This is a genomic window from Teichococcus wenyumeiae, from assembly GCF_003696345.1.
In the GTDB taxonomy this organism is placed as follows: Bacteria; Pseudomonadota; Alphaproteobacteria; order Acetobacterales; family Acetobacteraceae; genus Pseudoroseomonas; species Pseudoroseomonas wenyumeiae.
This window is the reverse complement of record NZ_RFLX01000046.1, coordinates 1-20,462: the sequence shown is the minus strand read 5'-3', so window position 1 is coordinate 20,462 and position 20,462 is coordinate 1. Positions and strand designations below refer to the sequence as shown.

The window sequence follows — 20,462 nt, the reverse complement described above, 5'->3', positions numbered from 1 at the left end:
TTCAAGCACCTGCTGGCCGGCCTTGAGTACAAGCCGCGGCGCATCGTGACTGATGGGCTCCGCAGCTATGGCGTCGCACAGCGAGAAATCTTGCCCGCTGTGCGGCATCGGACCAGCCGCTATCTGAACAATCGTGCCGAGAATTCCCACAGGCCGACGCGACGTCGAGAACGCCAGATGCAGCGTTTCAAGTCACCCGAGCAGGCACAGCGCTTCCTCACAGCGCACGCGATGATCTATGGCCACTTCCGTCCACGGCGGCACCTGATGACGGCCGATCAGTATCGCCGTTCGCGCAACAAGGCGTTCCGGATCTGGCAGCAGGAGACGTGTGCCCAGACAACGGTGTGAGGTCACGCAAGCCCCGCCATGCGCTCAGACTCGCCTGGTCATCAAGCAACGTGACAATGCCACCAGGCGCCAGCGCACCACACCGTGGATCGCCGGCCTCGGACCGCTCTCCAGCACCGCCGCCAGGGCCACGCGATGGATATCGTTCAGCCGGGATACCTGGCCCGGCGCCTTGCGGTCGACCAGCCCGGCCGAACCTTCGGCGTTGAACCGCAGGACCCAGTCCCGAACAATCTGCAGCGTCACCCCGCCGAGCCGGGCAGCCTCAGTACGCGACGCCCCGTCATAAACGGCTGCCAAGGCCAACAGGCGGCGAGCCTGAGCCGCATCCTTTGTCTGCTGAGCCGCAGCGCGAAGCGCCGCGGCGTCAAAGTCAGCCCGGAGTGGGATGGGCATGGCGAACCTCCTTGCTCGCCATGTTGAATCACCTCGCCGCCGCTAGGGGAACCCCCTGAACGATTCAGCCTCTCAGAGACTTGGTATAAAGCCACCCGAGCCAGTGCAGCGTGGCACATTGGCCGCATGGCCGGCTCAGCCATCTCCAACAGCACAATCGAGATGCTCACCGCAGCAGAGCGCGACCTGATCCGACGCGGGTTGTGGGTGCGGTTCGGTCGTCCACCCTTGCTGGCAGAAGGAATCTTCCTGTGCATGTGGCGCAGCGGGGCGCTGACCGGCAGGGGCAAGTCACCAGGCAGTGTTCCGGATAACTGAGCCAGGGCAGGTTACCTGCCATTCATAATCATTTTGTGCATACAATTAGCTTGCGTCGAGCCGCCGTTCTTAAGTATGAATAGTCGTGCGCTACTCCTTCAACGCCGCCAAGGCCGCGTCCAACCTTGCCAAGCACGGCGTGGCCTTCGGGGCAGTAGAGGGCTTCGAGTGGGCGTGGTGATTGCTGATGTGCGGTTCGGCTATGCTGAGCCCCGCATGTTGGCTCTGGCGCCGATTGGCGACCGCCTGCATGTCTTAGTTTTCTCAGTGGAACGCCGCACGGTTCGGGTGATCAGCCTTCGGATTGCGAGCAGGAAGGAGAACAGGCTCTATGAAGCGGAAGCTTAGGATGCCGACGGACGCCGAAGAGGCCGCCATCCAGCACGGCATCGCGGCTGATCCGGAGAACCCGGAGTGGACGGAGGAGGACTTCGCCCGAGCGCGGCCAGCCGCCGAGGTGTTGGGGGAGCGTGTAGCAGCCTCATTGGTGCGGCGGCGCGGGCGACAGAAGACCGCCGTGAAGGAGGCGGTGTCGCTGCGGTTAGACGCAGACTTGGTGCGGGCTCTGCGCGACAGTGGGCCAGGCTGGCAGAGCCGCGTCAATGACACGCTGCGGAAGGCGGTGTTGGGGAAGCTTGGCTGAGGAACACTTATCACTCGGAACTGCCTCAGGCTGACGATGCTGAGAAGGACCGTCGCCGTCCTCCTACGCGGCCTTCCGGGCTTGAGATCGTAGGGATCTTGCGATCAGGACAATGGCCGGCGACGCGGCGAAAGAGCAGGTCCGCCATCTCGAAGTCATACCTTTGCAGTGGCGCTGGCGCGGCTTGGTGCTTCCGGCCGATATAGAAGGCGCCGTCATAGGCATTTGCGATCTCGAAGGGCTTGAAGCCGGCCTCGGCGAAGATGTTGAGGAATTCCTGCAGGGAACTGCCCAGGGCCGCCAGGGCGGCCGTCTTCACCTCCACCAGGATCTCCACGTCCTGCCGCAGCAGCGGCAGCAGATCGCGCATGCCCTTCACCACCATGATCTCGGCACCCTCGACGTCGATCTTGATCAGGCGGGCGGCGCGTAGCACCTCGACGGGCAGGATATCGCCCAGGGGGCGGCCTTCCACGAGTTCCTGCCGCTGCGTCTTGGAGGCCTCGGCCGCCACGATGGTAGTGCCACCCAGGTTGGTGTCGTCGTGCACGAAGACCGGTACCATGCCTGGTACTTCCGTCACCGCCATGTTGTAGGTGGCAACGTTGTAGATGCCATTAGTCCGCAGGTTCTGGCGCAGGCGCTCATGAATCCAGGACGAGGCTTCGATGGCATGCACCTGGCCGTCTGGACCGACGAGATGGGCAGCGAGCAGCGCATGCATGCCGACATTGGCGCCGATATCCACCACCACGTCGCCCGGCCGTAGGGCGTGGCGGTAGAAGGCGGTGACGGCGGGTTCCCAGATTCCGAAGAAATAGGCGTAGCTATGGACCGCATCGGGAAAGCTGCCGGCGAAGCGGGCGCCGAAGCGTGTGCGTGCCTCGATCTCCAGCCGCCGCCAGGCGATGTAGCGCTGCACCACCTGGTCCCAGAGTCGCTGCTTCCCGAAGGCGAAAGGTGCATGCTGGAAATACATCCGCAACCCAGCGCAGGCGGCACGCAACGCGGTCTCACGCATCGTGGTGGGGATCATGCGGCGGGTCCCACATGAAAATGCTCGGCGCCGCTATAGCAGTCGCCGCTTTCCATCGCCGTGGCCCGTGCAGCGGGGATTCCGTGGCCGCCATGCGGACCATCCGCACCGAATGCCTCGCCTGCCGCGCGGGAGGTGGTGAGGTCGCCTATACCACGCGGCCAACTATAAACAGGCTGCGGCAGGTAGTGCAGCGGCGCGAACACCGAGAGGTGTGCCATCATCAGGAGGCTCTCACAATAGCTTAGCCTGTCCGCGGCCCGCCTGCGCGCAGGAGCAGATCGCATCGGGCGCTGCATTGAGAGCAGGGCGTAGGACGCTGAGATCCACCTGGACATCCCTCTCCCGACCAGGGCTCGGCAGGCTGCCGCCCCGACATGGCACCAAAATTACTTTCTTTTAATGTTCATTTTTGAGTCTACGTCCGTCAATCCCTGATCATATTGTTTATGTAACGGTCGTGTGATCAGAGGCAGTGGGCTGTCAGCTACGGCCTTTCACCGTTGCGGCCTCTTTGAGGCGGACGGCTTTACTGACGAGCGGTCGATAATCTCGCCATCTTGTGCCCGCCGGAGCCTTTTGGTGCAGCTGCCACAATAACTGCGCTAGTACTCCACCGACATTGTCCCGACCCGCCTGACGAAGGTGCGCCGGAAGGTGTCGGTATCCCTGAACCCTCAATCGCCGGCGACCTGCTTCATGGCTATGTCGCCGCTCTTGAGGAGTGGACGCGCGACCTTGGTCCGTACGTCCTTGGCGTAAGCCGCCAGGGTCGATCCTGTCTCGACCCAGAACAGGCGCGCGAAGTGTTGCAGGCTCATCCTGGTCCTGGCCGAGAGGCAGTCGACCCTGTAGTCCTCGGCGGGATGGCAGCCGCCCAACACTGGATCTTATCTGGCCGCCGCCATGTTTGATGACATGACGAGCCGCGCCTCAACTTGCCATGCGAGCTCGGCTCCCAAGCCGCTTATACGAGCGCCAGGGCGAGATCGGAGCCTGCCACCACCCCGGCCGTGCCCCGCAGGCCGCGCCCCGGCAAGTGGGACTCCAGCCAGGTCGCCGGACCAATCCGAGCAGTAACGCGCCATCCGCGACGAATCCGTAACCACTCCTTCGAGGCCGAGAAGCTTCTGCGAACAGCAAGGAAACCGGCCCTGGTTCTTCAAGTGGCGATCTCCGTTCGGCCTGGGAACAGTTGGCGGCCGTCTGCAGGGAGGGTCGTGCGAATTCTTCGCTCCATAGCCACTTGTTCTCCAAAAGGATGACGTGCCAGAGTTGGACAACAGAGAAGCGCCCGGTGCCGCCGCGCTGGAAAGCTTCCGTTCTCAGGGGGAACGACCATGGAGCCGAACACAGGCGGTAAGCGCGCCCTACACGTCGCGCTGTGCATAGCCTGCCCTAAGGCGATAGCCTGCTCGGACGCCCCGCCGTGAGTTCGGGGCCCGGGTGCGAGCGGCGCCACTAGGCCGATGACCAGCCCGTCCGCGACGCACCCCAGGGCTACGCACGGCGTTCTGGCTGGCGCAGCGCAAGGCGATGGGCTGGTGGGACGCAAGGATGCGGTCCCGGGCGACAGCGCCATGCTGCGCATCATCGATGCGCACCAGCACTTCTGGGACCTGGACGCCAACCACCATCCCTGGCTCCGCGATCCTGAGCCGATCCCGTTCCGCTACGATGCCTGCAGTGCGCTGCACCGCAACTACTTCCCCGCCGATGACGGAGCCGACGCGGCCGGGCATCTGGTCTGGGGCACTGTCCACATGGAGGCCGAGTTCGACCCGGCCCATCCGGTCGCGGAAACCGAATGGCTGGAGCGTCTGGCGGAGCGGGGAGGGTTACCCAGCACCTGCGTCGCCCAGGCCCAACTGGACGATCCAGAGGTGGGCGCGGTGCTGGCGGGGCAGGCGGCCCGCTTCCTGATGCGCGGCCTCCGCGTGGACAGCCTGGCCGGCAGCTTCGACGCCGTCGTAGATGGCTTCCTGCAGGCGGCCACCGACCGCTCCGAAGCCGAGCGCCGCGCACTGCTGCACGACAACAATGCAGCGAGGATTAACCGCCTTTAGAAACGCGCCAGGGAAGCGAGAACGGTGTGCGGCGCTTCCGCCCCTGGCCTGCGACGGAAAGCACCAACCGGGAGGAAGACCGCATCATGCTTGGACGACGCAGCATCCTCGGCAGTGCCGCCACCCTGGCCGGCACCGCCTCGCTCGGCCTCACCGGCGAGGCGCTGTTCGGGTGGTCCCGCGCTTGGGCGCAGGAACAGCCCTTCAAGCCCGAGCCGGGCGCGCAGCTCCGCTTCCTCCGCTGGAGCCGCTTCCTGGATGCCGAGGACAAAGCCACGACGGAGAACATCCGCGCCTTCACCGAGGCGACCGGCGTGCCCGTGCGCATTGACAACGTGTGGCAGGACGACGTGCAGCCGCAGCTCAGCGTCGCGGCCAATGTCGGCAGCGGGCCCGACCTGGCCTGGACGCTGCATACCACGCCGCATCTCTTCGCCGACAAATTGCTCGACCTTTCCGACGTCGCCGACTACATCGGAGGGAAGTATGGCGGCTGGTATCCGCTAATCGAGCAGTACGGGAAGCGCGACGGGCGCTGGATCGGCATCTCCAACGTCGTGATCGGCGTGCTGCCGGTGTACCGCGTGTCCGCAATGAAGGAGGCGGGGTTCCAAAGCTTCCCCACCGATACCGACGGATTCCTGAAGCTGTGCACGGAGCTGAAACGGATCGGCAAGCCCGCGGGATTCGCTTTTGGCCGCGCGCCCAGCGACGGCAACTCCTTCTCACATTGGCTGCTCTGGTCGCATGGTGGCAGGCTGGTGGACGAGAACAACCGGGTCGCGCTCAACAGCCCGGAAACCCTCCGCGCCCTGGACTATGCGCGCGCCCTCGCCTCCAGCTTCATCCCAGGAACGGTGTCCTGGACCGACGCCTCGAACAACAGCGCCTTCCTGGGCGAGCAGGTCTCGCTGACCAACAATTCCGTGTCTGTCTACGCCAAAGCACGGGCGGACAAGATGGCCTTCGCCGACGACATCGACCACGCGAATTGGCCCGTCGGCCCGGCCGCCCAGCCTACGGAGATGCACTTGGTCTATCCCTTTATCGCCTTCCGCTACACGCGCTACCCGAATGCCGCGAAGGCGTTCCTTACCTTTCTGCTGGAAAAGCCGCAATACGAGAAGGTACTGGACGGTTCTGTGGGCTACGTCAGCCACGCCCTGCGCGCCTACGAATCCAGCCCGCTCTGGGATCGCGACCCGAGGATCCGGGTGTTCCGCGACGTGGCGGCGCGGGGACGCTCAGTGGGCTATGCCGGCACGCTCGGCACGGCTTCCGCGGCGGCCCTGGCGGAGAACATCGTGTCCGACATGTTCGGCGGGGTCGTGACTGGGCAGTCCTCACCGCAGGACGCAGTGCGCAGCGCTGAGCGGCGTGCCCAGCGCATCTACAGGAGCTAAGCGGTATGGCGAGGATCGGCTTTATTGGCCTGGGTACCATGGGGCGGGGCATGGCGGCGAACCTCATCGCCGCCGGCCACGCACTGCATGTCCACGACGTCCGGCGCGAAGCGATGGAGGAGTTTTCCGCCCGCGGCGCGACCGTCGCCGGCTCGGTGGCCGAGGCGGCGCGCAATGCCGAGGCTGTGGTGCTCATGCTGCCGGACACGCCGCAGGTGGAGGAGGTCGTGCTCGGCCCAGGGGGGCTTGTGGAGAACCCGCCGGCGGGACGGCTGGTGATTGACATGAGCACCATCTCCGCGGCCGCCAGCCGCAGCATGGCGGCGCGGCTGGAAGCCGTGGGCACGGCCATGCTGGACGCTCCCGTGTCCGGCGGCCCACAGGGGGCGGAAAGCGGCAGCCTGTCCATCATGGCGGGCGGGACGAAAGCGGGCTTCGCAGCGGCGCAGCCGATCCTGACTGCGTTGGGCACCACTGTTCGCCATGTCGGTCCACCCGGCGCGGGGCAGACGGTGAAGGCGTGCAACCAGCTCATCTGCGCCCTGAACCTGCAGGCCATCTGCGAGGCGCTGGCCCTGGGGCGCGCCGCCGGCCTGGACCTGGAGCTGCTGCGGGAGGTGCTGCTGGGTGGCGCCGCGTCCTCCTGGATGCTGCAGAACCTCGGGCCCAAGATGATCGCCAGGGACGCGGGCGCGGGCTTCCGCATCGACCTGAAGCTGAAGGATCTGCGCCTTGCCGGCGAGTTGGGCTTCCAGCATGGGTTGCCGCTGCCCGGCCTTGCCCTGGCGACCAGCCTTTACCTGGAAGCCCGGGCACATGGGGAGGGGGCCAACGGCAACCAGGCCCTATTCCGCGTGTATGACCGCTTGACCAACCAAGCGGGGGAGGTCCCATGATGCCCAAGCCCCGCATCGGCTTCCTCGGCATCGGCATCATGGGTGAGGCCATGGTGCGACGGCTGCTGGACCTCGGCTTCCCAGTGAAAGTGTGGAATCTGGAGCCGGAGCGGCTGCAGACGGTTATGCCCTATGGGGCCATTCCGGCCGATAGCCCAGCCGAAGTCGCCGCCTCAAGCGACATCCTGATGCTGTGCGTGCTTCACATGCAGGCCGTGGAGCGCTGCATCCTTGGCAAGGACGGGGTTGTTGCGGCCGGTCCGGGTCCTTCGCTGGTGATTGACTTCTCCACGGCTGACCCGGAAGGCACCCGTCAGGTTGCTGCGGCGTTGAAGCAAGCGACCGGCGCGGGATGGGTTGACGCCCCAGTCTCCGGTGGCCCTCAACTTGCGCGCACGGGCCAGATGACGGTGATGGCCGGCGGCAGCGAGGAAGATTTCAAGAAGGCGAAGCCGATCATCGAGCAGATGGCCGGCAACGTCACGTTGATGGGACCTGTCGGAGCAGGACAGACGACCAAGATCATCAACCAAGCCATCGTAGGCACCGGCTATGTCGTGATGGCGGAGGCGCTGATGCTAGCCGAGGCTGCCGGGATTGACGCTGCGCGTCTGCCGCAATGCCTTGCCGGCGGCCATGCGGACTCAAGCCTGCTGCAGAGGCTGTATCCGCAGATGCAGCAGCGAGCCTTCGAACCGCCCTCGTCTTACGCTCGCCAGCTTCTCAAGGATCTGAAGGCAGTGTCGGCGTTCGCCCACGACCTTGAGCTTGACCTCAAGGTCATTGAGCAGGGCGTGCAGCGGTACAAGGATTATGTCGCGCTCGGCCACGAGATGTCCGACTCTGCCGCAGTCGTCAAGCTCTACGAGCACGACGCGGCGATACGTGGCAAGATGCGATGATAGACCTTCCCCGCCCCAGGGCAGTGATCGATGCACATCATCATGTCTGGGATCTCAGGAACGACCTACCCTGGCTGAAGTACGAGCGTATCCAGTTCCGGTACGGCGACTATTCCGACATCTGCCGCGACTACATGCCGCAGAACTACCGGAGAGACACGGCTGGTTGGCCAGTGGTCGGTTCGGTCTATGTAGAAGCCGAGTGGAACCGGACGCTGGCTGCCCAGGAGCCACACTGGGTAGCGTGGGTCGCGGCCGAGCACGGCTTGCCGTCTGCGGTGGTGGCTTGGTGTGACTTCGCTTCTGACGAGGCTGAGGCGCTCCTTACCTCCCATGCGAGGATCCCGCTTGTCCGTGGGGTGCGTCATAAACCGACTGCGGCTGCCTCCCCTCGTGATGCACGGCGGGGCCTGCCCGGCTCCATGGACGATCCTGTCTGGCGCCGCGGCTATGCGCTGATGGAGCACTACCGCCTTTCCTACGACCTCCAGACACCCTGGTGGCATCTCGACGCTGCAGCGGATCTCGCGCACGACTTTCCGCGCACGCAACTGATCATCAATCATACCGGCCTACCAGCCGACCGCAGCGTGGAAGGACTCGCCAACTGGCGCAGAGCTCTCGAGACTGCCGCCGCACAGCCTAATATCGCCATCAAGATCTCCGGTATCGGTAGCCCTGGACAACCCTGGTCGATCGAAGCCAACGGCTCGCTGATCCAGGACACGATCACCATATTCGGCTCCGACCGCTGTATGTTCGCCAGCAATTTCCCTGTTGAACGTCTCGTCGGCGATTTCGACACGATCTACTCGGGCTTTCTGGCCGCGACCGCAGACCGGACAGAAGCCGAGAGGGACAGCCTGTTCCACGACAATGCAGTGCGCTTCTATCGTTTGCAGGGAGCAGTCTGCTCGTGAGTTCCTAACCATAAGAAACTAAAGGAGGAAATCAATGAACAAGAGAAAGATGTTCAAGACGCTGGCTGGCGTCCTGGGACTTACACTCAGCCTGGCTGCGCCGGCCGCCGCGCAGACGACGATCCGCTACGCCCACGTCGGCTCAGAAGGCGACATCCAGCATTGGTACGCCGAGGAGTTCGCAAAGCGGGTCGAGAAGCGTGCCGAAGGCCGTATCAAGATCCAGGTCTTTCCCAATTCGCAGCTCGGCGGCGCGTCGGAAACGGTTGACGGCGTCCGTTCTGGCGCGATTCCGCTGGCACATCACGAGTTCGGCTCACTGACCCGGTTGCTGCCCGAGATAGGTGCCTTCGCCGCGCCCTTCATCTATCGCGACGGCATCCACGCCATGGCCGCGACCGACCCAAACCAGTCAGAAGTGATGAAGGAGGTCTCGGACAGGCTGGTGAAGCAGGCCAATATCCGCGTGATCGGCCGGCTCTACCGCGGCGCGCGCCAGATGACCGCAAAGATGGCAGTCTATTCGCCAGCGGATCTCAAGGACAGGCGCTTCCGTGGTGTGCCACTACCGCTCTGGACGAGCATGATCAAGGGCATGGGCGCCATTCCGACGCCGGTCGAGGTGGCGGAACTACCGACTGCGCTAATGACCGGGCTGGTGATCGGGCAGGAGAACCCGCTGACGATGATCAACGCCAACAAGCTCTACGAGGTGCAGACGCACGCGATGCTGACGGGGCACATGCAGAACGTACTGCCCGTCTTCATCAACGAGCGCACCTGGCAATCTATCCCTGAGAAGGACCGCGCCATCCTCGCGGAGGTTGCGGCGGAGGTCGGTGAGGAGACGCTAAAGCTTGGCCTTGAGGCCGAGATCAAGCTGATCGATGAGCTCAAGCAAAGAGGCATGACCTTCATCACCGAGAAGGAAGGTCTCAAGGTCGCCGAATTCCGTAAGTCGGTCAGCGCGCAGATCAATGCGGACTTCCCGAGTTGGAAGCCGCTGATGGAACGCATCACTGCCATCCGGTGACGGCAAGGAGCCGGGCCCAGCCCGGCTCTTTCTCTCCGGTAAGCGCGGAAACCACCACCTGCGAGGCACTCTTGCACAATCATAATGTCCTTGTCGAAGCGCCGCAGATCGTTGCAGCCGTTGACAGCCGCACCTATGCAATCGACCGCGCAGTGGAACCGCTGCGCTGGATCTTCCGCTGGGGAAGCCTCGTGATGCTGGTGGCGATGGTTTCGCTGCCCTTCATTCAGGTGGTCGCGCGCGAGATCTTCGGCGTTCCGATCATCGGCGTCGAAGAACTTGCCCGCTTCATGCTGATCTGCTCAGTATTCCTCGCTGTTCCCTATGTCGTCTCGGCGGGCGCGAGCATCAGGATGGAAGAGATCCTTGCGATGCTTCCGCCGCGAATCATTCACGGGATGAAGCTAGCCGCCGCATTCATCTGCACCGCGACCTTCGCGGCGATGGTCGCGGCGAGCCTGATCGCGATCGGCACCAACCTCGACAATGCCACGCCGACGCTGGGCATCCCGTACTGGATCTTTCTAGGTGCGGCCGTGCTCAGCTTTTCAATGACGACGTTGGAGTGCGCAATCCAGTGCTTCAAGGTCTTTCAGGGGAAGCCGCTCTATATCACCTTCCCACAGGAGCAGGAGCCCGAAGAAGAGCTCGATCTGCCTGAAGCAATGCGCCCGCACTGAAGGCCCGGCATCATGGCAATCATCATCATCCTCGCCTTCATGGCGCTGTTCATTCTTGGCATCCCGGTCGTGGTCGCGATCGCGGTGCCTGCCCTGGTCTATGTATTGGTTTCCGGCTTTCCGCTCGAACTGATGGCGCAGCGCATGACCTATGCGCTTGATTCTTTTCCGCTTGTTGCGGTCCCTGTCTTCATCTTCGTCGGAAGCTTGATGAACCAGGCTGGCATCACAAGCCATATCTACAAGTTCGCGCATACCCTTGGCGGGCGCGTTCCCGGTGGACTCGCGCAGGTGAACGTAATTGGCTCTCTGGTGTTCTCTGGCACATCGGGCGCGGCGCTCGCCGATATCGGTGGGCTCGGCCGCATCGAGATTCGCGCGATGACGCGGGCGGGCTTCAGTCGCGCCTACTCCGCCGCGATCACCGGCGCGTCGGCTGTGGTAGGCCCCATCTTCCCGCCATCAATCCCGCTTATCATCTACGGCTCGGCCACGAGCGTCTCGATGGTTCAGCTGCTGATTGGGGGGGTGATGCCTGCGCTGCTCTACACTGCGCTACTGATGATCACTGTCGCCTGGCTCGCCTACAGGCATAACCACCCACGCTCCGAACGTTGGCCGACCGTTAAGGATCTATGGTCCACCTTTATGCCGGCGCTGCCGGCGCTGATCACGCCGCTCCTGCTTGTCGGCGGCATGCTGGAGGGCCTGTTCACGCCGACCGAAGCCGCTTCGATCACGGTCGCATATATCCTGTTCATCACTGTTGTCTTCTACGGCGGCATCACCTGGGAGCGAATGCGCTTCGCCCTTTTCGACACGGTTAAGACGACCTCTGCGGTGCTGATTATCGTCTCAGCCGCGGCGCTGTTCGGTTGGGTAATGGCGGTGGAGCAGTTGCCGCAGATGTTCACCCGCAGCCTGCTCTCGATCTCCACAGACCCGCTCATGCTGCTTCTCATCGTCAACGTTCTGCTCCTCATCGTTGGCATGTTCCTCGACTCGACGACGGCGACATTGCTCGTTGCTCCCCTGATCTCGGCACCGCTCGTCTTGGCCGGGGTTGACCCGGTCCATCTCGGCATCATTTTTGTATTCAACCTCATGATCGGCCTGTTGACGCCTCCACTGGGCTTGGCGCTTTTCTTGCTCTCCGACATCGCTAAGGTGTCGATGTGGTCGGTCCTACGAGCCGTCGTGCCCTTCTACCTTCCCCTCTTTCTTTCACTGTTCATCATCACGATCTGGCCTGATCTCACGCTCTGGCTGCCGAAACTGCTGCGCTGAGGCAAAGGCTGGACAGAAAGTGGAGGGCGGCTGGTGAAATACAGAGCGGCTTCGAAGGCACAAGGGCTCCGATAATCCTCTGAGCATCGCGTCAGATAAGGGGCGAGCACCAGATGCCACAATACTGTCCATGCCGGCTGTTGGCCAGAAGCAGAATGGCTGATCTGCCCATTGCACGTCAGGGTAGGGCTACACTCATTCCACCATCAGCCATAGCGATAGCGCCGACCATGTAGCTTGCCCGTTCGGAGGCCAGGAAGGCAATGACCTCCGCGATCTCTCCTGGCTCAGCTGCCCGTCGGATTGGAGCGCTCTTGCCATGCTCCGCCAGGAAGGCGCGGCCATCCTCGAGCGCGTGGTTCAGGATGTTTGTCACGACGTCGCCGGAACCGACAGCGTTGACGCGGATACCATGCTCGATGCCTTCAAGAGCCAGGACACGGGTCAGCTGCGCCAAGGCGCCTTTCGAAGCCGCATAGGCGGCGATCGTCGGGAAGGCCTGAAAGCAGGCGTAGGAGCCGACGTTGACAATGGCGCCGCGGCCTGCCGGAACCATGGCCCGCATGGCCTCGCGGGCATGCAGGAAGGCGCCTGTGGCGTTGACGGCGAAGACGCTCTCCCATTCCTCCAGGCTCATGTCCAGGACGCGTTTGTTGATGATGATCCCTGCGTTTTTCACAAGGGTGTCCAACCGGCCGAAGGATTCGATGGCGAGCGTGACGGCGCGCCTGGCAGCATCCTCCTGCGTCACATCGCCGACGAGCGGCTCAAACAGCGCAAAGCCGCGGCGCAGACAGGAGAGCATGCCGAGCGCCAACACATCGACCTTCAGCAGCCCCAGCGCGTCGATGTCGTCCTTGTCCCATTCCAGCGTGGTGCGGCCTTCCATGGCGGCGTTGGTCACCACCGCCAGCTCGATCAGCGGTCCCCCCCCCGGCTCATCACGAAGCCACCCACATGCGTCGCCAGGTGGCGCGGGAAGTCTTGGATGTCTTCGGCGAGTTCCAAGGCCAAGGCGAGGCGGCGATCCGTCGGATCCAACCCCTCGGAGCTAGCGACCTCACTGAGGCTGCTGTCCCGCCCCGGGCCCCAGGAACCCTTGGCCAGCCTGGCGGTGACGTCCTCCGACAGGCCCAGCGCCTTGCCGACCTCTCTGACAGCACTGCGGGCGCGATAGCGGATCACCGTACCGGCGATCGCCGCCCGCTCGCGGCCATAGCGTTTGTAGATGTGCTGGATCACCTCCTCCCGCCGCGTACCCATCCGGTGAGTCACGCCTTCTCAGCCTTGGGTGATTGCTGATCTTACGGACGTTCTTAAGGGTGTCGGTAAGGGCGGGCGGGTGGGATGGAGATCATCAATGGGGTGGAGCGGCGTCGGCGCTGGCGGACCGAGGACAAGCTCCGGATCCTGGCCGAGATTGATGCCGGTGCCCGGCTTGCTGTTGTCGCGCGACGGCATGACGTCAGCCGTGGCCTGATCTGGCAGTGGCGTGACGCCCAGCGGCGGGGGCGGCTGGCGGTCGAGACGCCGAGTTTTGTGCCTGTCCACGTCGTATCAGCCCTTCCTGGAGCCGAGGCCATGGAACGGGTTGGAGGAGCATCCTGCCCGGGCGATGCCCTGGAGGGTGAGCGCTCCGTCGAGATCGTGCTGCCGGATGGTACCCGCCTGCGCGTGGCGGAGAACATCGGGGCGGCTGCCCTGCGCCGCCTGCTGTTGGTGCTCCGCGGGTGATCCCAGTTCCCTCCGGTGTCCGCGTCTGGCTCGCAGTCGGGCATACGGATATGCGCCGCGGCATGAATGGTCTCGCCTTGCAGGTGCAGGAGGCGCTCGGACGTGATCCGCACGCGGGCGATCTGTACGTCTTTCGGGGCAAGCGCGGCGACCTGCTCAAGATCCTGTGGCACGACGGGCTCGGCATGTCCCTCTACGCCAAGAGGCTGGAACGAGGACGCTTCCTCTGGCCCACGACCGCAGGCGATGCCGCGCCGATCTCCGCTGCGCAGTTGGCCTACATGCTCGACGGCATCGACTGGCGGAACCCGCAACTGACCTACAGACCTCAGGCCGCGGGCTGACCTCCTGCGGAGGATTGTGCTGGCAGGGCTGGCACTCATCTGATTCAATTCCGGTATGACGCCCGCGCCGGATCACACCGACGACGTTGAGACCCTGCGCGCGGCACTGGCGGCCGAGCGGGAGGCGCGCCTCGCGGCCGAGGCCCGTGCCACCGGCGCCGAGGCAAGGGCGGTGGGTGCCGAGGCGATGATCACCCACCTCAAGCTGGTGATCGCCAAGCTGCGGCACGACAAGTTCGGTGCCTCCTCCGAGCGCGGCCGCAAGCTGCTGGATCAGCTGGAGCTGGAACTCGGCGAGTTGGTCGCCACGGAGGCCGAGGACGCCACGCGGGCGGAGGAGCAGGCGAGAACCCGGCCCGGCGCACCGCCGCCGCGCAGGCCGTCCCGTGGCCCTCTGCCTGCCCACCTGCCGCGTGAACGGGTGGTGCTCCCGTCACCCGCCGCCTGCCCCTGCTGCGGCGGCAAACTGTCCAAGCTCGGTGAGGACGTGACCGAGACCCTGGAGGTCGTCCCGCGGCAGTGGAAGGTCATCCAGACGGTACGCGAGAAGTTCTCTTGCCGTGCCTGCGATCGCATCACCCAGCCGCCCGCGCCGTTCCATCCGATCGCCCGCGGACGTGCCGGGCCGAACCTGCTCGCCATGGTCCTGGAGGCCAAGTTCGGCCAGCACCTGCCGCTGAACCGGCAGAGCGAGAGCTATGCCCGTGAGGGCGTGGAACTGAGCGTCTCCACCCTGGCGGACTGGGTCGGCACCGCGGCGGCAGTGCTCTCACCCCTCCATGCCCTCATCGAGGCGCATGTTCTGGCCGCCGAGCGCCTGCACGGGGACGACACCACGGTGCCGCTGCTCGCGCGCGGCAAGACGGTCACCGCCCGCCTCTGGACCTATGTGCGGGACGACCAGCCCTTTGCCGGACCCGCGCCACCGGCCGCGGTGTTCTATTTCTCGCGTGACCGCACCGCCGAGCACCCCAAGCGGCACCTGGCCTCCTACACCGGGATCCTGCAGGCCGACGCTTATGCCGGGTTCGGTGATCTCTACCTGCCCGGCCGCAAGCCCGGGGCGATCACGGAGGCGGCGTGCTGGGCGCATTTCCGGCGCAAGGTGTTCGAGTTGGCCGAGGTGGCCCGCGCGCCGCTGGCGGCCGAGGCCGTGCGCCGCATCGACCAAGTGTTCGAGGCCGAGCGGGCGGTGAACCGGTGCCCGGCGGCCGATCGGCTCACCCACCGGCAGAGCGTCGTGGCCCCACTGGTTGCCGATCTCCGCGCCTGGATGCTGGAGACCAGGGGCAGGCTGTCGCGCCACAACGACCTGGCCAAGGCGCTGGACTACGCGCTCAAGCGTTGGGCCGCATTCACTCAGTTCCTCAGCGATGGCCGGGTTTGTTTGACGAACAACGCGGCCGAGCGCGCCCTCCGCGGCGTGGCCCTTGGCAGAAAGGCATGGCTGTTCGCAGGCAGCGACCGTGGCGGTGAGCGGGCTGCGATGATCTACGCCTTGATCACCACCGCGAAGCTGAACAGCGTCGACCCGCGTGCCTGGCTCGCCGATGTGCTCGCCCGCATCGCCGATCACCCCGCCTCCAGGCTCGACGAACTCCTGCCTTGGAAGTGGCAGCGTTCCCAAGCGCCCGCGACTGCCGCCGCCTGAGCGTCAACCGCGGCCGTCACCGCATGGATACCCCGCCGCTCATGCTCGAAGTCGACGTCGATATCGGGCGGCTCGTTCCGATTGGCCGAAACAAAGCGCTCGAACAGCAGGTCGTGCTTGGACGGGTCCACCGCGGTGATGCCGAGCACGTAGCAGCAGGTGGAATTCGCCGCCGAGCCGCGCCCCTGGCACAGAATGCCCTTGCTTCGGGCAAAGCGGACGATCTCGTGCACGGTGAGGAAGTAGGCGGCGTAATTGAGCTGGGCGATCAGCGCCAGCTCGTGGCGGATGCGGGCCTGGATGTCGTCCGGCACGCCGCGCGGCCAACGCTCCCGGGCGGCGGCCCAGACGCGGTCCGTGAGCGTCTGCTGCGCCGTGCGACCAGGCTCCAGGATCTCGGCCGGGTACTCGTGCCGCAACTGGTCCAGTGAGAAGCCGGAGCAGGCCTCCAGCACCCGCAGCGTGTTCTCCAGCGCCGCCGGGTATCGCGCAAACAGCCGCGCCATCCTGGCCGGGCTGCGCAGCGCCCGCTCGCTGTTGCGCTCGGCAGCGTGGCCCAGCGTCTGCCGCGGGCACTGCTGGGCGGCAGCAGAGGCCGAATGAGCTGCCATTCCTGATCGGTCAGATCCGTCGGATAGCGGCGCCGCTCAAAGGCCGCCTGACGTGCGCGATGTTCCTTGGTCCACATCCAGCCCATTTGGGCATGTGACGACGCCTGAACACCTCACCTGCTACATTCTCAAACGGGCTCTGAGATTATTGATTATCTGTGGGTCGATGTCGCCGCCTCGCTTGGACGGATAGCTTGTATCTATAGAAATCCTGCTTTGTAGAAAATCATGTAGGACAAATCATCATTGTCGCATTACGTATTTTTATTTTGCTTTCATCTGTATGGAAGACCGGGACGCGGTTCAGTATTCGCCGACGCAGCATGCAGCCGCACCAGCAGGTCCTCATCCTTAAAGACGCAGTGTTGCTTCGCGAGTGGGCGCGACACACCGTGGTCAGAACGTTGCGCAGATCCACCTTTGCCATCGGCTGCTGCCTTGACTGCAAGGGCATCGCCAAGGCCACATGCTAGCGCTGCTGGACAACGACTGGTGGAACTGCAGCCAGGCGACGCAACCCTGGATCTGGCGGCCGTGCAGCGCGGCCGGTTGCATGGCGAAGATGATGCGGCAGGAATGGAACTTCACTTCGCCGCTTGAGCTATCGCAGCGTTCTTGTTGACCAGGACGAATGATGCTCGAAACTGATGAAATAGGCCTGCAAGGGCCACGACGCGTGCAGCACGCCACAGTCCTGGTCGCACGGCAGCAGGATCTTGTGCGTTCTCTTCAGCAGAAGGGTCTCTTGACGGCAACGAACGCCGCACAGCGAGCGAGGCTTGTTCTCTTTGCGGCGTCAGCTCAACCAAGCTGAGGCATATCAGCACTGCTGCCAGAAGCAGGGCTGACGTCTGGTAGGATGATTTCTCCCGCAGGAGCTCGTCCAACTTGGTGGCATAGCGCGTTGCAACCCGCTGCACCTTTATCGCATACCCTTGGGCGAAGCTGGTATTAGCTATCTGCAGCGTGCCTCGGCCGTATTAGGAGCTGCGAGATAAAGAAACCTAAAGCCGATAGCTCATGCTTGGCCTACCTGACGTAGGCCGGTATGGATCATGACTTTCTTCAGCGAGGCTGGAAAACTTCTCTGTAGTCGTGGTTTACGCCTGGACAATCACTACCTTACTCTGCCGCGCGTTGTCGCTCACTCAGACAACTTTGGATAGCAGCTTCCAGAGCACTTTGGGAGAATGGCTTGTAAAGCAGTGGCATGGTTGCAGTGGTCAGCTCTGTCCGATCCGCGTAGCCCGTGATCAGCATAACGGGCATCTGTGAATGTAACAGCTGAAGCTGAGACGCAAGTTGCAGACCGGTCATGCCGGGCATCGCCTGATCCGTTACGACGAGATCCACCTTGGCGCCCGCGCGGAGGATGTCCATTGCCTCTCGGCCCGAAGTCGCTGCCACAACGGCATGGCCAAGATCCTCCAGCATCGTTGTGGTACTGGCCAGCACCAGTGGATCGTCATCCACCAGCAGCACAGTGCAAGACGTCCGCGGCATTGTCCGTTCTTCACACAATGCGCTATTTGGCTGCGCCGCCATGGCTTGTCTTGCTTCGGCACGTGGTAACCAGAGTTCGGCAGTCGTGCCTTCGCCCTGGCGGCTGTGGAGGACAAGCCGACCGCCGGACTGTGCAGCGAGGCCGTACACCATGGAGAGGCCGAGCCCAGTCCCCTTGCCGACCCCCTTGGTCGTGAAGAACGGCTCCATGCAACGGGCAAGTGTCGCTTCATCCATGCCCTCCCCGTTGTCTATCACCGATAACACCACGTAATGTCCTGGCGGCAGTTCGGTGAGCTGCCCTGCACTGACCAGATCGTCGCGGCCGGAGATCGTCAGCAAGCCACCTTCTGGCATGGCATCGCGCGCGTTCACCGCCAGGTTCAGGAGCGCCAGTTCCAACTGGTTCGCATCAACGTAGGCGGGAGCCAGGGCGGGTGGAAAGCTGGTCTCGACTTGCACAATCGCGCCCATGGAACTGCGCAGCAGTTCTGCCATCCCTCGCACCAATTCTGGGATGTGCACCACGTCCGGCTTGAGTGCTTGACCACGACTGAAGGCCAGCAGACGCTGGGTGAGTGACGCCCCGCGTTGCGCACCCTGCACCGCATTGTCCAGCAGCCGCAGTGCGCGGTCATCACCTGCAGGAAGGCGCTTCCGCAGCAACAACATGCTACCCAGTATGGCCATCAGAAGATTGTTGAAGTCATGCGCGATCCCGCCTGTTAGCTGGCCGACGGCCTCCATTTTCTGCACTTGGCGGACGCGCTGCTCGGCGGCCTCGCGTTGAGCTGTTTCGCGTTGAAGTTCATCCATGGTCGCAGTCAGCTGGGCCATCGCCATTGCTGCCGACTGAACGCCGCGGAGTGCCATCCAAGACATCAGCAACAACATGAGCGATGCTACGCCCGCAACAGCGCCGAACACGGCCAGATTGGCGTGCCAGCGACTGAGCATCGCCGCTATGTCCGCCCTGAAGACCACATAAAGCGGATATGTTCCCACTGCACGGTAGGCATAGGCCCGTTCTCTTCCTTCCTCGCCCGCATTGCTGACGAAGGAACCGCCTTGCGGCGTTTGTGCGATCCGACGCTTGAAGCGATCCCTCGTTGGCAAGGGCACATCGATGTCATGCGGGGAGGTGCGCGCAATGACAACCCCATCGGCACGCAACAAAGTTGCTGTTTGGCCAGAGCCAAGAAGAGTACTGGCGTAGTAGTGCGCAAAATAATCTGGGCTAAGCGCGATATGGATGATGCCATCAAACCGTCCGTCAGACGTCGAGCGACGCCGACTGACAGCAAAACTGGCGGTCTGCGTGGCCTTGCCGCGGAATGGCGCGCTGACATAGGTGCCGGCGTCTCGCTCGCGCTGAGCCTGGAAGAAATCACGGCTGGCAATCGTTACTACTGGGTCCCAGCTCTGACTGCCGGCGCGTACCATACCCTGGGCATCTGTGACCCAGATCGAGACGACCTGCTCCAGCCGAGCCTTGAGCTGGGCAAGAAAGGCGCTGGTTTCGGGAGCGGAAATTTCGCTCCAACTCAGATTGTGGATACGGTCGTCCAAGCGCCCAAGCACGAGGTCACCTGTCTCGAAGACCTTCCGGGCATGCTCATCCATTACGCTGGTCGTGCGAGTGAGGGCGTCTTGTCCCTCGCGCAGAACTTCTGCCCGATTATGGAGAGCCGCCGCGCTGAAGAGACCAGCTGGCACAAGTAGAGAAGCAGCAAGCATCAGCTTGTGCAGGCGAAGCGTGAGGTTGGGCATAAATCCGGGGAGCTGCTTCAGGAGGGAGGGCGCGAAGAAATGCTGCACCTCCTACCACAGGCAGATGCCGCACGATATTTTTAGCAGGAACGACGGGGTCGTCGCCAAGTGTCGTTCCCCGTTTGCCTGCGCATATACGATAACTCACGCTTGTCATGCCGGTGGGACCGCGGACCGGCTGATGCCATCATCGGTGTCCGGTGCCTGACCCGAGGCAACGTGGCTATGCGCTTTCGTCTGGTGGCAACGGAGCCGTGCGGGCCAGCAGCTTGGTCTCCTCGTCTTTCGCCTTCAGCAGTTCCTGGGTCGCCGCATATTCCGGACCAGAGCCCCTGCGGCTGAGGAAGTCTTCGACGCTCATCTCAGTGACATGGCCACCCGATGCAGGATTAGCTTCATGCCGGACATAGACCTGATGTGATGCGTCATCTCGGATCAACCACCAGGTATCGCCATTCTGGCTCCTGTAGATCTCTGCCGACGAAAGCGTCATGTCATGGCTCCTCAATGAAGGGCGGGGTCTCCAGCAACATCTCGCATTGTGCTGGCTTGTGTTCCAACACAGCGCCGCCGTTTCCGCTTCCCGATCCTGGCGGCGGCTGGCGGCCGGCCTCCCGGCTAAAGTTCTTTGTAGCCTGCCTGATGACCAACGTGCCGCTCTCATCGCAGCTATACAGTCCTCGTCAACGCGGGCCCGCAAAATCTCAGCGACGCCGGAATTCAATACCGCTTCCTCCTCACCAGGATGAGGTTAATAAAACTTGTAAATTGCCGGACCACTCTCTATATAGATTCTGTCAGTTTTCGTTGTTCCGGTGTGCTTCTCCTGCCCATTCATTTGGGTTCTGAGCTTGTTTCCGTTTCAAATTGAAGATGATCCGCCACGCAATACTGCTCGGCGGTTTTCCGTTTTGATCG

Annotated in this window: 20 protein-coding genes and 3 pseudogenes; 14 read left to right on the top strand and 9 right to left on the bottom strand. The window is 63.5% G+C overall.

Annotated elements, in window-relative coordinates:
* Nucleotides 1-196: pseudogene (locus tag EBE87_RS30690) on the top strand (DDE-type integrase/transposase/recombinase); the annotation flags it as partial.
* A gap of 197 nt (nucleotides 197-393) precedes the next feature.
* Here the strand turns inward: EBE87_RS30690 and EBE87_RS24920 are convergent.
* Nucleotides 394-747 (bottom strand): annotated as a pseudogene (locus EBE87_RS24920) (helix-turn-helix domain-containing protein); the annotation flags it as partial.
* A gap of 126 nt (nucleotides 748-873) precedes the next feature.
* Between EBE87_RS24920 and EBE87_RS28810 the strand changes: the two are divergent.
* On the top strand, nucleotides 874-1,065 hold the full coding sequence (locus tag EBE87_RS28810; protein ID WP_147426072.1) for a hypothetical protein: 192 nt from the start codon (nucleotides 874-876) through the stop codon (nucleotides 1,063-1,065).
* A gap of 349 nt (nucleotides 1,066-1,414) precedes the next feature.
* A complete protein-coding gene (locus tag EBE87_RS24910) occupies nucleotides 1,415-1,708 on the top strand; it encodes a BrnA antitoxin family protein (RefSeq protein ID WP_199707417.1) in 294 nt (97 codons plus the stop codon).
* 25 nt (nucleotides 1,709-1,733) lie between these two features.
* On the opposite strand, the gene EBE87_RS24905 is transcribed toward EBE87_RS24910, so the two are convergent.
* Both EBE87_RS24905 and EBE87_RS29205 read right to left on the bottom strand, forming a co-directional pair.
* Nucleotides 1,734-2,744, bottom strand: coding sequence for an FkbM family methyltransferase (locus EBE87_RS24905; protein ID WP_120638655.1), 1,011 nt, complete (start codon nucleotides 2,742-2,744; stop codon nucleotides 1,734-1,736).
* A gap of 677 nt (nucleotides 2,745-3,421) precedes the next feature.
* A complete protein-coding gene (locus EBE87_RS29205) occupies nucleotides 3,422-3,565 on the bottom strand; it encodes a hypothetical protein (protein WP_158600891.1) in 144 nt (47 codons plus the stop codon).
* 723 nt (nucleotides 3,566-4,288) lie between these two features.
* Here EBE87_RS29205 and EBE87_RS24895 point away from each other — a divergent pair.
* From EBE87_RS24895 to EBE87_RS24860, 8 genes are all read left to right on the top strand, one after another.
* The gene (locus EBE87_RS24895) at nucleotides 4,289-4,810 is read left to right on the top strand and encodes a hypothetical protein (protein WP_147426071.1); all 522 of its coding nucleotides are present in this window, start codon (nucleotides 4,289-4,291) and stop codon (nucleotides 4,808-4,810) included.
* Nucleotides 4,811-4,896: 86 nt separating this feature from the next.
* On the top strand, nucleotides 4,897-6,213 hold the full coding sequence (locus EBE87_RS24890; RefSeq protein ID WP_147426070.1) for an ABC transporter substrate-binding protein: 1,317 nt from the start codon (nucleotides 4,897-4,899) through the stop codon (nucleotides 6,211-6,213).
* 5 nt (nucleotides 6,214-6,218) lie between these two features.
* Nucleotides 6,219-7,109 (top strand): NAD(P)-dependent oxidoreductase, encoded by an 891-nt coding sequence (locus EBE87_RS24885; RefSeq protein WP_120638651.1) that lies wholly within the window; start codon nucleotides 6,219-6,221, stop codon nucleotides 7,107-7,109.
* Nucleotides 7,106-8,011 carry an NAD(P)-dependent oxidoreductase gene (locus EBE87_RS24880; RefSeq protein WP_199707415.1) on the top strand — a complete coding sequence of 302 codons (906 nt, stop codon included), beginning with the start codon at nucleotides 7,106-7,108 and terminating at the stop codon, nucleotides 8,009-8,011. Before EBE87_RS24885 ends, EBE87_RS24880 begins: the two co-directional genes overlap by 4 nt.
* Nucleotides 8,008-8,931, top strand: coding sequence for an amidohydrolase family protein (locus EBE87_RS24875; RefSeq protein WP_120638650.1), 924 nt, complete (start codon nucleotides 8,008-8,010; stop codon nucleotides 8,929-8,931). The genes EBE87_RS24880 and EBE87_RS24875 overlap by 4 nt, the downstream gene beginning before the upstream one ends.
* A 34-nt stretch (nucleotides 8,932-8,965) precedes the next feature.
* Nucleotides 8,966-9,964, top strand: a complete 999-nt coding sequence (locus EBE87_RS24870; protein WP_120638649.1) for a TRAP transporter substrate-binding protein — start codon at nucleotides 8,966-8,968, stop codon at nucleotides 9,962-9,964.
* On the top strand, nucleotides 9,925-10,644 hold the full coding sequence (locus EBE87_RS24865) for a TRAP transporter small permease (RefSeq protein ID WP_147426069.1): 720 nt from the start codon (nucleotides 9,925-9,927) through the stop codon (nucleotides 10,642-10,644). Before EBE87_RS24870 ends, EBE87_RS24865 begins: the two co-directional genes overlap by 40 nt.
* A 12-nt stretch (nucleotides 10,645-10,656) precedes the next feature.
* Nucleotides 10,657-11,931, top strand: coding sequence for a TRAP transporter large permease (locus EBE87_RS24860; protein WP_120638647.1), 1,275 nt, complete (start codon nucleotides 10,657-10,659; stop codon nucleotides 11,929-11,931).
* 178 nt (nucleotides 11,932-12,109) lie between these two features.
* Here the strand turns inward: EBE87_RS24860 and EBE87_RS24855 are convergent, their stop codons facing one another.
* A complete protein-coding gene (locus tag EBE87_RS24855; RefSeq protein WP_367605328.1) occupies nucleotides 12,110-12,835 on the bottom strand; it encodes an SDR family NAD(P)-dependent oxidoreductase in 726 nt (241 codons plus the stop codon).
* A gap of 14 nt (nucleotides 12,836-12,849) precedes the next feature.
* Nucleotides 12,850-13,173 (bottom strand): hypothetical protein, encoded by a 324-nt coding sequence (locus EBE87_RS30555; protein ID WP_147426068.1) that lies wholly within the window; start codon nucleotides 13,171-13,173, stop codon nucleotides 12,850-12,852.
* Nucleotides 13,174-13,278: 105 nt separating this feature from the next.
* On the opposite strand from EBE87_RS30555, the gene tnpA reads away from it, so the two are divergent.
* Genes tnpA through tnpC form a run of 3 tightly spaced genes read left to right on the top strand, consistent with a single transcriptional unit; the run spans nucleotide 13,279 to nucleotide 15,660 of the window.
* The gene (gene tnpA / locus EBE87_RS24845) at nucleotides 13,279-13,665 is read left to right on the top strand and encodes an IS66-like element accessory protein TnpA (RefSeq protein ID WP_120638645.1); all 387 of its coding nucleotides are present in this window, start codon (nucleotides 13,279-13,281) and stop codon (nucleotides 13,663-13,665) included.
* A complete protein-coding gene (gene tnpB, locus EBE87_RS24840; RefSeq protein ID WP_120638644.1) occupies nucleotides 13,662-14,009 on the top strand; it encodes an IS66 family insertion sequence element accessory protein TnpB in 348 nt (115 codons plus the stop codon). Before tnpA ends, tnpB begins: the two co-directional genes overlap by 4 nt.
* Nucleotides 14,010-14,064: 55 nt before the next feature.
* A complete protein-coding gene (tnpC, locus tag EBE87_RS24835) occupies nucleotides 14,065-15,660 on the top strand; it encodes an IS66 family transposase (protein WP_120638643.1) in 1,596 nt (531 codons plus the stop codon).
* Here tnpC and EBE87_RS24830 read toward each other — a convergent pair.
* The 4 genes and pseudogenes from EBE87_RS24830 to EBE87_RS24820 all read right to left on the bottom strand — a co-directional run bounded on the left by EBE87_RS24830 (nucleotide 15,582) and on the right by EBE87_RS24820 (nucleotide 20,037).
* Nucleotides 15,582-16,166 carry a hypothetical protein gene (locus EBE87_RS24830; RefSeq protein ID WP_233553242.1) on the bottom strand — a complete coding sequence of 195 codons (585 nt, stop codon included), beginning with the start codon at nucleotides 16,164-16,166 and terminating at the stop codon, nucleotides 15,582-15,584. The two genes, tnpC and EBE87_RS24830, sit on opposite strands and share 79 nt — an antisense overlap.
* Nucleotides 16,167-16,207: 41 nt before the next feature.
* Nucleotides 16,208-16,348, bottom strand: a pseudogene (locus EBE87_RS30020) (transposase); the annotation flags it as partial.
* 1,045 nt (nucleotides 16,349-17,393) lie between these two features.
* Nucleotides 17,394-19,544, bottom strand: coding sequence for a hybrid sensor histidine kinase/response regulator (locus EBE87_RS24825; protein WP_120638658.1), 2,151 nt, complete (start codon nucleotides 19,542-19,544; stop codon nucleotides 17,394-17,396).
* A gap of 223 nt (nucleotides 19,545-19,767) precedes the next feature.
* Complete coding sequence (locus EBE87_RS24820; RefSeq protein WP_199707411.1) at nucleotides 19,768-20,037, bottom strand: hypothetical protein; 270 nt, start codon at nucleotides 20,035-20,037, stop codon at nucleotides 19,768-19,770.
* Between the last annotated feature and the right edge of the window lie 425 nt (nucleotides 20,038-20,462).